At 42.3% G+C, this 13599-nt stretch carries 14 protein-coding genes; 5 read left to right on the top strand and 9 right to left on the bottom strand.

Features of this window, described 5'->3' with window-relative positions:
* The first annotated feature begins 130 nt into the window (after positions 1 to 130).
* Together ACTCNA_RS06270 and ACTCNA_RS06265 are read left to right on the top strand one after the other, a co-directional pair.
* Positions 131 to 424, top strand: coding sequence for a hypothetical protein (locus tag ACTCNA_RS06270; protein WP_462947048.1), 294 nt, complete (start codon positions 131 to 133; stop codon positions 422 to 424).
* Between the two features lie 472 nt (positions 425 to 896).
* Positions 897 to 1799 carry a hypothetical protein gene (locus ACTCNA_RS06265; RefSeq protein ID WP_462947047.1) on the top strand — a complete coding sequence of 301 codons (903 nt, stop codon included), beginning with the start codon at positions 897 to 899 and terminating at the stop codon, positions 1797 to 1799.
* Between the two features lie 8 nt (positions 1800 to 1807).
* On the opposite strand, the gene ACTCNA_RS06260 is transcribed toward ACTCNA_RS06265, so the two are convergent.
* The gene (locus tag ACTCNA_RS06260) at positions 1808 to 2758 is read right to left on the bottom strand and encodes an aldo/keto reductase (RefSeq protein ID WP_462947046.1); all 951 of its coding nucleotides are present in this window, start codon (positions 2756 to 2758) and stop codon (positions 1808 to 1810) included.
* Between the two features lie 107 nt (positions 2759 to 2865).
* Positions 2866 to 3078, bottom strand: coding sequence for a dodecin family protein (locus tag ACTCNA_RS06255; protein ID WP_462947045.1), 213 nt, complete (start codon positions 3076 to 3078; stop codon positions 2866 to 2868).
* Between the two features lie 117 nt (positions 3079 to 3195).
* Here ACTCNA_RS06255 and ACTCNA_RS06250 point away from each other — a divergent pair, with 117 nt between their 5' ends.
* Positions 3196 to 3741: a nitroreductase family protein gene (locus ACTCNA_RS06250; RefSeq protein ID WP_462947044.1), complete on the top strand. Its 546-nt coding sequence runs from the start codon at positions 3196 to 3198 to the stop codon at positions 3739 to 3741.
* An 80-nt stretch (positions 3742 to 3821) separates the two neighbouring features.
* Here the strand turns inward: ACTCNA_RS06250 and ACTCNA_RS06245 are convergent, their stop codons facing one another.
* From ACTCNA_RS06245 to ACTCNA_RS06215, 7 genes are all read right to left on the bottom strand, one after another.
* Complete coding sequence (locus tag ACTCNA_RS06245; protein ID WP_462947042.1) at positions 3822 to 3995, bottom strand: hypothetical protein; 174 nt, start codon at positions 3993 to 3995, stop codon at positions 3822 to 3824.
* Between the two features lie 71 nt (positions 3996 to 4066).
* On the bottom strand, positions 4067 to 4348 hold the full coding sequence (locus ACTCNA_RS06240) for a hypothetical protein (protein ID WP_462947041.1): 282 nt from the start codon (positions 4346 to 4348) through the stop codon (positions 4067 to 4069).
* A 47-nt stretch (positions 4349 to 4395) separates the two neighbouring features.
* Complete coding sequence (locus tag ACTCNA_RS06235; protein WP_462947040.1) at positions 4396 to 5382, bottom strand: DUF6427 family protein; 987 nt, start codon at positions 5380 to 5382, stop codon at positions 4396 to 4398.
* Positions 5383 to 5390: 8 nt separating this feature from the next.
* Positions 5391 to 6659, bottom strand: coding sequence for a phosphoribosylamine--glycine ligase (gene purD, locus ACTCNA_RS06230; RefSeq protein ID WP_462947039.1), 1269 nt, complete (start codon positions 6657 to 6659; stop codon positions 5391 to 5393).
* A complete protein-coding gene (locus ACTCNA_RS06225; RefSeq protein ID WP_462947038.1) occupies positions 6660 to 9737 on the bottom strand; it encodes a protein O-mannosyl-transferase family in 3078 nt (1025 codons plus the stop codon). It lies immediately after the preceding gene.
* A gap of 107 nt (positions 9738 to 9844) precedes the next feature.
* The gene (locus ACTCNA_RS06220) at positions 9845 to 10372 is read right to left on the bottom strand and encodes a purine nucleoside phosphorylase YfiH/LACC1 family protein (RefSeq protein WP_462947037.1); all 528 of its coding nucleotides are present in this window, start codon (positions 10370 to 10372) and stop codon (positions 9845 to 9847) included.
* Positions 10365 to 11042, bottom strand: coding sequence for a Crp/Fnr family transcriptional regulator (locus ACTCNA_RS06215; protein ID WP_462947036.1), 678 nt, complete (start codon positions 11040 to 11042; stop codon positions 10365 to 10367). Before ACTCNA_RS06215 ends, ACTCNA_RS06220 begins: the two co-directional genes overlap by 8 nt.
* 268 nt (positions 11043 to 11310) lie before the next feature.
* Between ACTCNA_RS06215 and hcp the strand changes: the two genes are divergently transcribed.
* Both hcp and ACTCNA_RS06205 read left to right on the top strand, forming a co-directional pair.
* Entirely contained in the window at positions 11311 to 12972 is a 1662-nt protein-coding gene (gene hcp, locus ACTCNA_RS06210; RefSeq protein WP_462947035.1) for a hydroxylamine reductase, read from the top strand.
* Between the two features lie 191 nt (positions 12973 to 13163).
* Positions 13164 to 13460 carry a hypothetical protein gene (locus tag ACTCNA_RS06205; protein ID WP_462947034.1) on the top strand — a complete coding sequence of 99 codons (297 nt, stop codon included), beginning with the start codon at positions 13164 to 13166 and terminating at the stop codon, positions 13458 to 13460.
* Positions 13461 to 13599: the final 139 nt, after the last annotated feature.

Raw genomic sequence — 13599 nt, 5'->3', positions numbered from 1 at the left:
TTGAAATTTAGTCATGCCCTCACACAATGTGAGGGCATGACTACCTGAACCAGATATGATTTTTGATGGATTATAAAACTGAAAAAATTGCTACCTTGCAGGTTCAAAGAAATCTAATTCAAAACAGATTATGGCAAGTATTAAAGATTTGAAGAAAGACATTGACCTGTTAATGTCGTTGGTATTAAACGATTGTTTTTACGTATTGGAATATAATCAGAAAGTAAATCAGGATGCTGTAATGAAAATTGCCACAGAGGTGGTGGAGAAACATCGCGATTTCCGCAAGAGGGCCAACCATCCTGACGGGAAAGACAATCCCAAACTTGTAAAGAAATATTACAAAGACCTCAATACCGACTTGCTTGCTACAGCCGACGAGGAGCTCGAAAAGCTTTCGTCTGAAATTAAAAAAGTGAGTTAATTTTCTTTCTTAACCACTTTAAACAGTTTTTACCGCTTCGCTCGATTTTTCCAATTTTAATGGTGGATGGCAATACCAGCTTTTAGTTGAAGGTTTCTACACCCACCTCAACAATCCGTTTGCCAACGAATACGGTACTCCGGATGAAAACGGTGTGGTAATTTATACCCGCGTGAATGCTGAAAAAGGGGCATTATTCAGCTAAACAGCGGAATAAAAAACATTGCCAACAGCTATCAGGACGATTTCGACTCAGGAATTAATCGCGATCCGGCTTATATTTACGGGCCACTCAATCCCCGCACATTTTATTTTGGGTTAAAAATCGGGAATATGTAATTCAAAACAATTAATAATTATTTCCTGCTGAGGTTGCTATAAAAAAGGCAACCTCTTATTTGTGGCACACAAAAGATTTGTAATTTTACGCCGTTCTTGAATAAAAGACAGGTTCTTATATAAAATAGCGAAAATGAATGATTTGGATGCCCAAAAAAAAGTGAATGCAAAAGACCGAAGGAACAATATTATTGTAATTACTCTTTCGGTTCTCCTTGCGGTAGTTGTAGTTCTCTACTTTTTACAAAACCGCGAGCATAAATCAATTTTAAATGAATTGAATGCCGAAAAAGACTCCATACGACTTGAATTAAATAATTTAGTTACCAGTTACGACTCACTTGAAACTGTTAGCGACACGCTTAGCGAACAACTTTTTGTGGCGCAAACCAAAGTAAAAGACCTTTTGGTGGAGGTGGAACAAACCAAAAAAGTCAGCCTTGAAAAAATTAATGCCTACCAGAAACAGGTAACTACATTAAGAGGAATCATGCGAGATTTCGTGGTTCAGATTGATTCATTAAACCGCCGCAATGAAGAACTGATGGCCGAAAACCTTGAAGTAAAAGAACAGTACAAGCAGGCTGAAACAGAAAAACAACAACTGAGTAAAGAAAAACAACAACTGGAACAAAGCCTTCAGCGTGCCTCCAGGCTGCAGGTAAGGCAATTACGTGCCGAACCGCTTAACACAAGAAGTCAGACTACCCGGTTTGCGCGGCGGACTGATAAAATCAGGATCTATTTTATTTTGGGTGAAAACGTGGCCGCCAAACGCGGGCCAAAAAATATTTACGCACGCATAATGCGCCCCGATGAGCTTTTAATGAGCAAATCGGAAAACAACCTCTTCAGGTACGAAGACCTGAAAATTCAATATTCGGCCATGCGCGAAGTAGTTTACGAAGGACATGACCTGCCGGTAGCTATTTTTTGGGACAATTCCAACGAACCTGAATTAATGACCGGAGAATACACCGTTGACATTTTTGCCGACGGTTACAATATTGGAACCACCACCTTTGAACTGAGGTGACACGCCGCTTAAGCGTGCATGAAAACAGGTGCGGTTACTTTCGACAGCGATAAAAGTTTGTCGGTTTCAGCCCCGGAAATTGGCTCGTAGTTGTTCATAAATTCAAGCGCTTTTAAAAACAGGGTATTTTTTCCCGGAGGAATGGCAGCCGTAATATTTTTCGACAATGTATATTTTAACGCCATCTTCATAATTTCTTCATCTTCTATGGGGCGGTACCACACATTTTTGTATAATTTTTCTTCTCCGTCTTTCAGCCGGGTGAGTGCCATTGCTTTCAGGGCCAAAATGCCCATTCCGCGTTTTTCGGCTTCGGCATAAACCTGTGGCCCAAAATCGCCTCCATGCCAGCAGGCAAAATTAATGGGGAACAATACCGAATCGAAATCATAACTATTCATTGCCATGAGTGCTGACTCAACCGAGTGTGCTGAAAAGCCGAGGTGTTTCACTTTTCCGTCGAGTTTGGCTTTAACAAAAGTTTCCATGGCACCACCGGGCGCAAATACTTTTTCTGTTTCTTCAACAGAAGTAAGTGCATGTAGCTGGTACAAGTCGAAATGATCGGTTTGTAAAAGTCTTAAAGAATTTTCCAGTTCCTCCTGGGCTCCTTTGGCATCGCGCCTGTTGGTTTTACAGGCCAGGAAACAATTTTCACGATAAGGCTTCAGTGCGGGCCCCAGGCGTTCTTCGGCATTCCCGTAAGTGGGCGCAACATCGTAATAATTCACACCCAGCTCGTATGCTTTGGCCACCAACTCGTTGGCAAAGTCCTGCGGATTGTCGTTCAGCATAATTCCACCAAACCCGATTACTGAAAGTTTTTCGCCTGTTTTTCCCAAAACCCGTTTAGGAATATGATAATCGGCCGAAAAATCGTTACCAAAACTGCGAATGCCGGGAATTGTAAGGGCAAGCCCACCCAAGGCACTGTTGCGGATAAATATTCTACGTTTCATTGTTTTTTGATATTATTGATTTTTACCAAATTAGAAAAAATCGGAAAACTAAAAAAACAAAGGGCGTTTAAAATTACGCCCTTCAAGAAGTAATTAAATGTTTGTCATTAATCGTTCTGATATTTAAACGAAACTTTCAGCTTTACACGGTAAAATTCAATTTTTCCTTCATTCAGGTGCAAGTCCATTTTTTTCACTTCGGCAATTCTTAAATCGTGTATCGATTCGGATACACGGTCAATTGCATTTTGAGCTGCTTTTTCCCATGATTCGGGGCTGCTGCCAACTACTTCAATAATTTTATAAACACTGTCTGACATAACTTAAAATTTTATGGTTTTACATTATAACTACTAATATGTACGATAGAATTTTTGTTTTGTTTAATCGAAAGCTGAAAGAATTCAATTAATTTCGGAGTTCAGAAAAATAACATTATGGATTTTCAGGAATTAATCAAGCTGAGGCAAAGTGTGCGTCGTTATCAAAATAAGCCGGTTGAACGCGAGAAAATTGAAATACTTATAGAAGCGGTCCATCTGGCACCGTCAGCCTGCAATTCCCAACCCTGGAAACTGATTATTGTTGATGAACCGGAGCTTAAGAACCAGGTGGCCAAAGCCACGTTCAACAAAGCAATTTCGTTTAACAAATTTGCCACCGAAGCGCCGGTGATTGCTGTTTTGGTTATTGAAAAAGCCAAACTGATTGCCCGGATTGGCGGCGGTATCAAAAATAAGGAATACCCGCAATACGACATTGGAATTGCTGCCGCCCATTTTTGTTTGCAGGCCGCAGAACTTGGTTTGGGAACCTGCATGATTGGCTGGTTCGATGAAAAGAAAATCCAGCAGTTGCTTCACATTCCGCAAAAGCGCAAAATCGGGTTGCTGATAACGTTTGGTTATCCGCCAGCAGATTATAAATTGCGTAAAAAAATCCGCAAACCCACGGATGAGATTTACGGATTTAATACGTACTGACTTAATCTGGTTTTTGGAAGCAAATTCAATCACTTGCTCAATACTTTTTTTGGCCAGGATGGCGCTTACGAATCCTATATCTAACCAGATGTTCTGAAAATAATTGTTTTCAATGAGCCATTCTTCAATTTCGGGACGTGGGTTGCCCCAGCCGGCAAATCCCATAAATTTTCCGGGCACTGCATTTTGTTCGGGCAGTTTTGCCCCGATGTGATGGCGAAAACCAACGCGTTGGCATTGTAAATTGTACTCATGGGTTTCAAATCCCAATGGCATTCCAGGCATCTCAGTTTTCCGTTGATGAAATGTGCAGCCGAAAAGTTACTCAAACTGGCACCGCCGTCAAAATGAACCAGCAGGCTGTTTCCTTTGAAAGGGCCGAAAAACGGCAGGCACGAAAAATATGTGCCAACTCGTGGTTGAGAACATACGCTTCTTTTTCCTGTCCAAACCACCAGTATTTCCCTTTTTCAAGGTCAGTGGCAAGCCGGTTGTTAAGCGGCGCTTCAAAGCGCACTTCGCCACCGGTAGTAAGAAAAGTGCGGCCAACCACGTTATCAGTAAAAACAAAATCGTAGTTGCCGTCGAGCATCTTTTTTTGTTTCAATATCTCTTTTAAATGGCCAGTGTCGTTTTTTTTTTATTCATGGATTGTTAGCTTAAAAACTGCAGCGCAATTACAATAACAAGCAGCAACGAAAAGAGCAATTCGCTCCAAAACCGGCTTTTCAGAAAAACAAAAAAATTGGATATTTGAAACGTTACGGGAATGGCAATAATCATCAGCATTTCCTGCGAAGTTGCCGGCACAAAAATATAACTGAGCACCGAAAAAAGGAACAGGAAAAAGAAAACGGTGAAAAACTTGCGTGTGCTCACTTTTTTGGTGTTGTATTGCTGAAGGATTTTGATGCTGCCTAAAAATGTTAAAAAAATGAGCACTCCAAGAAAAGCCTGCAAGGGAATATCATTTTTTAAATAGCTGCTGGGGGTTACAATATTCAATTCGAACGTTTTCAGTAATTCAAGAAAATGGTTGGTATAAAAAGCAAAAGCAAACGCCAGGATAAATGGGACGATGAAACCGGTGATGAGGATCACGAATTCGCGCCAACGGGTTTCACGGGTTAAAATGCCGGTGCCAATTAAAAATGCCGGCAATAGAATTATGGCATTGAAATAAAATAGTGAAGCTACACCCAGCCATATTCCAGTGTCGAACAAAGCTGTGTAGGGCTTTACTTTTCCGAAAGCGCTGAAAAAACGAAAGATGGCAATCAGGTAAAAAATAGTTGCAAAATAAACCGGATGGAGGGTGTGCAGTTGGGTAAATCCTCCAATAAGAATTACAAAAAGAGGGGCGGGCAGCATGGTCCTTACGCGGATAAAACTGTACCGGTTGTTAATTTGCAAGACCAGAAAAGCCATTAAAATTAAGAGCAACAATGCAATCAGGCTTTGCAGAAATGCTGAATTCTGAAGCAGCTGTGCTACAGGCCGGTAAAATAAATTTTCGGTTTCGCCCCTGTTAAACGGATAAACTTCGGGGTTAAAAAGGCTTTTCAGCCAGAGAATAACTGCAAACAAAGGGAACAGGATGAAGTTTACAGCACTGTTTGATTTTAATGTACGAAGTATCATACCTTTAATTAAAGGTCGAATCCTAAATCTTTCCGGTAATATTTTTTATCGAACTGAATGACTTCAGCATTTCTGTATGAAGTTTCCAGGGCTTCAGTTTTGTTGTTGCCTGTAGAGCTTACGGCCAACACCCGGCCTCCGCTCGTCACCACCGAGCTGCCTTCGGGTTTTGTCCCGGCGTGAAAAACAGTGCTGTTGGCCACTTTTTCCAAACCGGAAATTTCCAGCCCTTTTTGGTAGCTTCCCGGGTAGCCGCCAGACACAATCATTACGGTTGCAGCTGTTTTTTTGTCGATTTCAATTTCTTTTTTGGCAAGCGTTCCGTCGGCAGCACCTTCGAGTAAATCAACAAAATCAGATTTCACGCGCAGTAAAATGGCTTCTGTTTCGGGGTCGCCAAGCCGCACATTGTATTCAATAACAAATGGTTCGCCGTCCACATTTATTAAGCCGAAAAAGATAAACCCCGAATAGTCAATTTTTTCCATTTTCAACCCGTTGATGGTAGGCTTGATAATGCGGGTTTCCACTTTGTTCATGAACTCGCGCCCGGCAAACGGCACGGGCGAGATGGCGCCCATTCCTCCTGTGTTCAGGCCGGTGTCGCCCTCGCCAACGCGTTTGTAGTCTTTGGCTTCGGGTAAAAGTTTGTAGTCTTTGCCATCGGTTATCACAAAAACCGAAACCTCTGTGCCGCTCAAAAATTCTTCAACTACTACTTTGTTGCTGGCCTCCCCGAATTTTCCTTCCAGCATCTCTTTCAGCATGGTTTCTGCTTCGGAAAGCGAATTGAGAATCAACACTCCTTTCCCGGCTGCCAACCCGTCGGCTTTCAGCACATAAGGGGCTTTTAATGATTTCAGAAAATCAATTCCCTGGTTGATGTTTGCATTGGTTACCGATAAATATTTTGCCGTGGGAATATTGTGGCGCATCATAAAGTCTTTGGCAAAATCTTTACTGCCTTCCAGTTGAGCTCCATTTTTTTTAGGACCCACCACTTTTACATTTTGAAGTTCGGGATCGGCCGATATAAAGTCGTGAATGCCTTCAACCAGCGGCACTTCGGGGCCAACCACCACCATTTCTGCCTGCTTCTCGACAATGGCTTTTTTTATATTTTGAAAATCGTTTACTCCAAGGGGAATGTTTTCACCTAACTCGCTGGTACCTGCATTGCCGGGCACGAAAAAAAGTTTCCCGGCTTTTTTGCTTTGTTTTATTTTCCAGCCCAGGGCATGTTCTCTTCCACCGGAGCCAATGATTAAAATGTTCATTTAATTTGAATTATAAGATTCAAAATGCTTTTGCAGCGTTTCGCCTATTTTCGCCGAAAGTTCGGAGTCGCCATTGTTGCGGGCGGTCCTTTCCATTCGTTGCAGGTAAAACAGGTTGCGTTGTATTTCTTCATTAACCGACTGCCTGAATTTGCGGTCGAGTGAAAGGAAGTAGCTCAGCTCATCGTCGAACGTCGCCACTGCTTCTTCGAAAGCAGTTCTTGCTTTTTCAGGAGCTCCGGCTCTGTAATAATTTTCGGCAAGCTGAATGCCAAAAAATTCATACGGAACAATTTCGGGCGGCACCAATTCAAAGCCACGGTCGATAACTGCAATGGCCGAATCATTTTTGTTTTCGGCAATCAAACCGTCGGCTAACCTGCTGAATGAATTTCGGATGTTGGTCATCATTCTCCGGTTGTTTTCATCAATGTAAACATCCGGATCGTTCATGTTTCCGTAGGCAAATTTATTCATCAGGTTATCGTACATTATTTCAGTCTCCACACTTCCGTACGACAGTCGTTCGGCTTCACTCTCGCCTTTAATGGGCACAAACCGGTACCCAAAACCTTCTACCCTGAAATAATCCTCCAGGTTCATGTATTTGTTTCTGCCAACTGTAATGGCCCAGTAAATGGGGCGTTCCCAGTTATTGGTAGCGAGCAGATCCAAAATCATCATTTCATCTTTGGGCAGGTAATTTCGGTCCGATAAATCGATAGTGATGGAATCGACAATTTTATCGTAATCTTCCGGTTTCACCACTTTGTTTTCAATTACAGCCTCTTTATCCACCTTAAAGCTGATTACTTTTTTGGGAAGATAGGCGGCATTGTCGGCCTGCCTGAGTTTCGTTGCAGGGTTATCATCGGCAATAAAATCAACAGCTTCTTTCAGCCCAATACTTTTTCTCGAAATCCGCGGGTTATCCATCAGGTAAACCACATCGCGGGTACCCTGGCGGTATTTTTCTTCATCCATAGAAAATGGCATTGGCTCAGAATCGTAGGCCTGCCGGCGCATTTGGTTAATGTACCAGTCGGTTTGCAGGTAACTGAGGTTACACACGCGAACATCGGTGCGTACGCCTTCCACCTCCTGGTTGTACCAGAGCGGGAAGGTGTCGTTATCGCCGTTGGTGAAAATAATACCGTTGGGCTGGCAGGTTTTCAGGTAGTTGGCACCCAGGTCTCTTGCGGTATAACGATTCGAGCGGTCATGATCGTCCCAGTTTTCGGCGGCCATAATTCCCGGCACCAAAACAAGTGTGAGTGCGCCTGCAACTCCGCCTGCAATGGTTTCGGGCATGTATTTTTTCAGTGTTTCAATAATGCCCAGCACTCCCAGGCCAATCCAAATGGCAAATGCATAAAACGAACCGGCGTAGGCATAATCACGTTCTCGCGGCTGGTGCGGATACTGGTTCAGGTAAATTACAATGGCCAGGCCGGTCATGAAAAACAACAGGAAAACCAGCCAGAGGCCTTTTTGTCCTTCTTTTCCTTTTTTGTACTGGTAAAAAATTCCAAGAAGTCCCAGCAGCAACGGAAGGAAATAATAGGTGTTGCGGGCTTTATTGTTTGCAAAACGGTCGGGCAGGTTGTCCTGATCGCCCAGTCGCCATTCATCGATGAAATTAATGCCGCTTAACCAGTTTCCGTGTAGCAACCCGCCGTGCCCTTGAATATCGTTTTGGCGGCCCGCGAAGTTCCACATAAAATAGCGGAAATACATGTGGCCTACCTGGTAGCGGAAGAAAAACCGCATATTTTCGGAGAATGTGGGTTTTACAATGATTTCTGTATTACCACTTTCATTACGGTGCTGAATCCTGCGTCCCTGAATTTTTCCCCATTGCTGATAATCCTGCGCATGGACCGGATCCATGCTGCTCCACATTCGTGGAAAGAAGGTTGTGAATTTATCATCGTAATTCGGTACAACTTTCCGGTCGGTTTCTACATATTTTCCGTCAATTTGGGAATAAACCGGTTTGCCCTCTTTGTAGCGCTCCTGCGGATTGAGCGGCGAATTATAATACTGTCCGAAAAACAATGGCCGCTGCCCGTATTGTTCCCGGTTAAGATAGCTTAACAGCGAGAAAACATCTTTGGGGCTGTTTTGATCCATCGGCGGCATGGCTGCCGAGCGTATAATGATGAGTGCAAACGAAGAATAACCGATAAGAATTACAGTTACCCCAACAATTACAGTATTCCAAAATACCATATTCTTTCTAATAGTATAGCGGATACCATAAACTATTGCTGCAATAATTAGTGCAATGTAAAACAAGGCTCCCGAATTGTAGGGTAGCCCGAAAGTGTTGACAAACAGCAGTTCGAACCACGATGCAACAGTAATCACGCCCGGGATAATTCCCCACATGATAATTCCCACAATCACCACTGAAATAACCAGTGCAGCAATAAAACCGTTGCGTGTAGTTTTGTATTTTCTGAAATAATAAACAAAAACGATAGCCGGAATGGCCAGCAGGTTAAGTAGGTGAACGCCGATTGATAATCCTATGATATAAGCAATGAAAATTAACCAGCGATTGGCGTGCGGGCGGTCGGCAATGTTTTCCCATTTCAGAATGGCCCAGAATACTATAGCCGTGAGCATGGATGAAAAGGCATATACCTCGCCCTCAACTGCAGAAAACCAAAAGGTATCGGAAAATGTATAGGCGAGTGAACCTACCGCTCCGGCAGCCATAATGGAAACGATGTTTCCTGTGGTTACATTATCGTTGTTGGCAATCAGTTTTTTTGCCAGGTGGGTAATGGTCCAAAACAGGAATAAAATGGTAAAGGCACTTGCCAGGGCCGACATGGCATTCACCATAACGGCAGCTTTGTCTGGGCCGCCAAAAAGCGTGAAAAACCGGCCGAATATCATAAAAATTGGTGCACCTGGCGGGTGGCCTACTTCCAGTTTAAACGAGGTGGTAATAAATTCGCCGCAGTCCCAGAAACTGGTGGTGGGTTCAATGGTCATTAAATAAACAATGGCCGAAATAATAAAAATAATCCAGCCGGTAAGCCTGTTTGCCAGTTTGTATTTTTCCATTTTTTTGTATTTACTTTTTTTCAGGAAACATGATTGCTGCGAAGATAGTTGTTTTCGTTCAAACTGAAATAAATGAACCCGTTTTTAAGGATTATAAACTGTTTTGTTCAACACAGCATAATTCCGGAAACTATCCTGCCGGTTTCAATCCCATCGCGGCGTGCTGAGTAATATTTTTCATTTTCTTTGAAAGTACATTCCCCTGAAATTTCTATGTTTTCAACAGTTAAGGTTGCAATTTCTGTCACGGTGCCTCGCCAGCCCGCGTGAACTGCTGCAATAACACGACTAACCGGGTCGAATAAAAGAACGGGAACGCAATCGGCTGTTTGCACACACAGGCATATCCCAGGCTGGTTGGTTAGCAAGGCATCGGTTTCGGAAATTTCATTTTCAGGAATGTGGTTCAAATTAACTACACAGTTGGTATGTGTTTGTCCCGGAAAAACCAATTGACTGGCATCAATTTTTAAAACATGGGCCAGTTGTTCGCGGTTTTCTTTTGCCAATTCAGGCTGGCCTCCGGTAAACCGCAAATTGGTAACTCCGGGGAAAGTTGATTTGGTAGTGCTAAATGCTATTAAGTTGGAATAAGGCCCAAACTTTTGGTAGGTAACTAACTTGCTTCTATCCATTTCTGAGCAATTCATTTAGTTTTTGTTTATTCAAAAGGGTTACCGTCTTTTTATCAATGATAATGAGTTTCTCTTTTTGCATTTCGCTCAGCACCCGCGCCAGCGAAGGCCGTGTAACGCCAAACAGGTCGGCCAGTTGCTGCTGCGTGCTGTCCAGTTGAAACGAATGCAACCGGTCGCCGGCTTTTTGCAACAGGTAGTGAGCTATCTTTTCCTTGATGGTTTTGAAACTTAAAAAATGAAGTTTTTGAGAAATAAACTGGGTGCGCGACGAAATACTGTCCAGGTAATTTTTAAGCACCACCTGATTAAGCTGCATTAACCGCAATAATTCTGAAATTGAAATTGAAAAAATTTCCACGCTGTTATTGGCAGTCACTGTTACCGGAAATCGATTTTCGGAACCAAATAAAAATGCAGTTGCCAGCGGTCGCGGAGCTTCAATGTCTTCAATTTTTATTGTTTTGCCCGAATAGTCAATCATTTCGCCCCTCACACTCCCTGAAAGAATGATAAAAAGACTGGAAATTTGCTCACCGGCAATGGCTACAATATCGCCCTTATTAAATTTTTTAACCTGGTAATGAACCTGATGAAGCAATTTGCGGATTTCGTTTTCGGGAACTCCTTTAAAAACAGGGCATTTATTCAAAAGTTGATAATTTATCATTTGTGTCGAATTTGTAACAATTGATACAATTTATCCAACGGTGTATGCCTAATTTTGTTTCACGGAAAAAGAAAAAAATGATAAGAGAAATTGTAAAAATTTCGGTTATTGGAATTAAAGGTGAGGTGTTATCAGAAGAATGGGCCATTTAATATTTGGATGAAAAATAGTATAACAGGGACAGGACAAACACGTAAATAATTTTATGTGTCAGTTCAGAAATTGATTTGAGTGAATGAAAAGTATTAAACATTAAAAAAAGAATAGTATGAGTATGTTTTGTTTTCAGTGTCAGGAAACATCCAAGGGCACCGGCTGTACAGTAAAAGGAGTTTGCGGGAAAACCAATGAAGTGGCCAACCTGCAGGATACTTTAATGTATATGCTGAAAGGAATCAGCTGGTTTAACGAGAAGTTGAGAAGTAAAGGACTGAACCCCGGTAAAGTGGATAAATTTGTGTTCGACGGGCTGTTCAGCACCATTACAAATGCCAATTTCGACAAAGCCAGTTTCGAGAAAAGAATTAATGAAGCCCTTGCGCTTAGAGATGAACTGCATGAAAAGTGCAAAGAAAACAACATTGAGCTTCCTGGAAACCTTCCCGGGTTTGCAACCTGGAATGCTTCTTCCATAGAAGAATTTGAAGAAAAGGCCAAAGAGGCGGGTGTGTTAAGTACCGAGAATGAAGATGTTCGCTCGCTGCGCGAACTGGTAATTTATGGTGTAAAAGGGCTGGCAGCTTATGCTGAACATGCCTGGAATTTGGGCCATAAAAAGGATGAAATTTATAAATTCATGCAGCGGGCACTGGTTGCAACCACAGAGGATTTGAAAGTTGACGAGTTGGTTGATTTGGTATTGGAAACCGGTAAATACGGCGTAGATGTGATGGCGCTGCTCGATGAAGCGAACACATCCAGCTACGGAAACCCGGAAGCTACACAAGTTAATATTGGGGTGCGCAACAATCCGGCGATCCTCATTTCGGGTCACGATATGAAAGACATGGAGGAACTGCTGAAGCAAACCGAAGGAACCGGCGTGGATGTATATACCCACAGCGAAATGCTGCCGGCGCATTATTATCCCGCTTTCAAAAAATACGACCACCTCGTGGGCAATTACGGTGGCTCGTGGTGGAAACAAAAATCAGAATTCGAGTCGTTTAACGGGCCAATTCTTTTTACCACCAACTGCATTGTCCCTCCTTTGAAAAATGCAGGTTACAAAGACAAAATTTATACTACCGGAGCTTCAGGGCTCGAAGGTGCAACCCATATTTCTGAACGCAAAAACGGCGGGATGAAAGATTTCAGTGCCATCATCGAACACGCCAGGAAATGTGATCCGCCGCAGGAAATTGAAACCGGTACAATAACCGGGGGGTTTGCGCATGCACAGGTGTTTGCGCTGGCCGATAAAATTGTGGATGCGGTGAAAACCGGGGCTATCAAAAAATTCTTTGTAATGGCCGGCTGCGACGGTCGCATGAAAAGCCGCGAATATTACACCGATTTTGCTGAAAAATTGCCAACCGATACTGTGATTCTCACTGCTGGTTGTGCCAAATACCGTTACAACAAATTGCCGCTGGGCGACATCGGTGGTATTCCACGCGTAATCGATGCCGGTCAGTGCAACGACTCCTACTCATTGGCAGTAATTGCCCTGAAACTGAAAGAAGTGTTCGAGCTGAACGATATTAACGAACTGCCCATTGCCTACAACATTGCCTGGTACGAACAAAAAGCGGTGATTGTATTGCTGGCATTGCTTTACCTCGGGGTGAAAAATATCCACCTCGGGCCAACACTTCCCGCATTCCTTTCGCCAAACGTTGCAAACGTGCTGGTAGAACAATTCGGAATTGCCGTAATTAACGAGCCGGAAGCTGATATTAAAATGTTTATGGAAGAAAGTGCTGCGTAAGAATTTTCTGTTTTAAAAAATCAAGGCTGCGTATAAATTACTGATTCACGCAGCTTTTTTTTTTGAAAACTGTAGTATGCAATCAATAATTTCAGCAGTTTTTAATTTCCATTCCAATTTATATTTTTGCTTTTTTTTGCATTAAGGTATTAAAATTGCAGTCGGATAGTTTAATAAATAGAGGTTTTTAAATGGTTAAACTAAAACCAAAACATATAAAATACATCCGCCTGGTGGTTGGATTCATCGTTTTTATCCTGGGAGCAATTTTCATGTTTTTTCCATTCATTCCACTGGGGTATCTGTTTCTGGCAGCAGGCTTGTTTTTAATGGCCTATGAAATTCCTTTTCTTAAAAAGCTTATAGATAAATTAAAGCGCAGGGATAAAAAAGACAGGATTGAAAAGGTGGAAGAAAAAGTGGAGGAAGCAGAAAATATTGTCAGTCAAAAGATTGAAAACTCAAATTCAGAAAACAATCAAACCTGATTTGGGTCTTCCTGTTAACCTAAATATTAAATAATAAAGAATTTAATCTTAGTTAACACCCGATTTTTGCAGCACCGCAACTGAAATTGTAAATTTGGGAAAACATGTAATTGCGAAGAAATCAATAAATTAAAAAGTA

This window comes from Tangfeifania sp., from assembly GCF_055108615.1.
The sequence above is the reverse complement of the archived record's forward strand: the minus strand, read 5'-3'. Positions and strand labels throughout refer to the sequence as shown.

Excerpts from the sequence above, each read along its gene's own strand:
- ACTCNA_RS06270 (WP_462947048.1), top strand. The coding sequence starts at position 131 with ATGGCAAGTATTAAAGATTTGAAGAAAGACATTGACCTGTTAATGTCG.
- ACTCNA_RS06265 (WP_462947047.1), top strand. The coding sequence starts at position 897 with ATGAATGATTTGGATGCCCAAAAAAAAGTGAATGCAAAAGACCGAAGG.
- ACTCNA_RS06260 (WP_462947046.1), bottom strand. The coding sequence starts at position 2,758 with ATGAAACGTAGAATATTTATCCGCAACAGTGCCTTGGGTGGGCTTGCC.
- ACTCNA_RS06255 (WP_462947045.1), bottom strand. The coding sequence starts at position 3,078 with ATGTCAGACAGTGTTTATAAAATTATTGAAGTAGTTGGCAGCAGCCCC.
- ACTCNA_RS06250 (WP_462947044.1), top strand. The coding sequence starts at position 3,196 with ATGGATTTTCAGGAATTAATCAAGCTGAGGCAAAGTGTGCGTCGTTAT.
- ACTCNA_RS06245 (WP_462947042.1), bottom strand. The coding sequence starts at position 3,995 with ATGAGTACAATTTACAATGCCAACGCGTTGGTTTTCGCCATCACATCG.
- ACTCNA_RS06235 (WP_462947040.1), bottom strand. The coding sequence starts at position 5,382 with ATGATACTTCGTACATTAAAATCAAACAGTGCTGTAAACTTCATCCTG.
- purD (WP_462947039.1), bottom strand. The coding sequence starts at position 6,659 with ATGAACATTTTAATCATTGGCTCCGGTGGAAGAGAACATGCCCTGGGC.
- ACTCNA_RS06225 (WP_462947038.1), bottom strand. The coding sequence starts at position 9,737 with ATGGAAAAATACAAACTGGCAAACAGGCTTACCGGCTGGATTATTTTT.
- ACTCNA_RS06220 (WP_462947037.1), bottom strand. The coding sequence starts at position 10,372 with ATGGATAGAAGCAAGTTAGTTACCTACCAAAAGTTTGGGCCTTATTCC.
- ACTCNA_RS06215 (WP_462947036.1), bottom strand. The coding sequence starts at position 11,042 with ATGATAAATTATCAACTTTTGAATAAATGCCCTGTTTTTAAAGGAGTT.
- hcp (WP_462947035.1), top strand. The coding sequence starts at position 11,311 with ATGAGTATGTTTTGTTTTCAGTGTCAGGAAACATCCAAGGGCACCGGC.
- ACTCNA_RS06205 (WP_462947034.1), top strand. The coding sequence starts at position 13,164 with ATGGTTAAACTAAAACCAAAACATATAAAATACATCCGCCTGGTGGTT.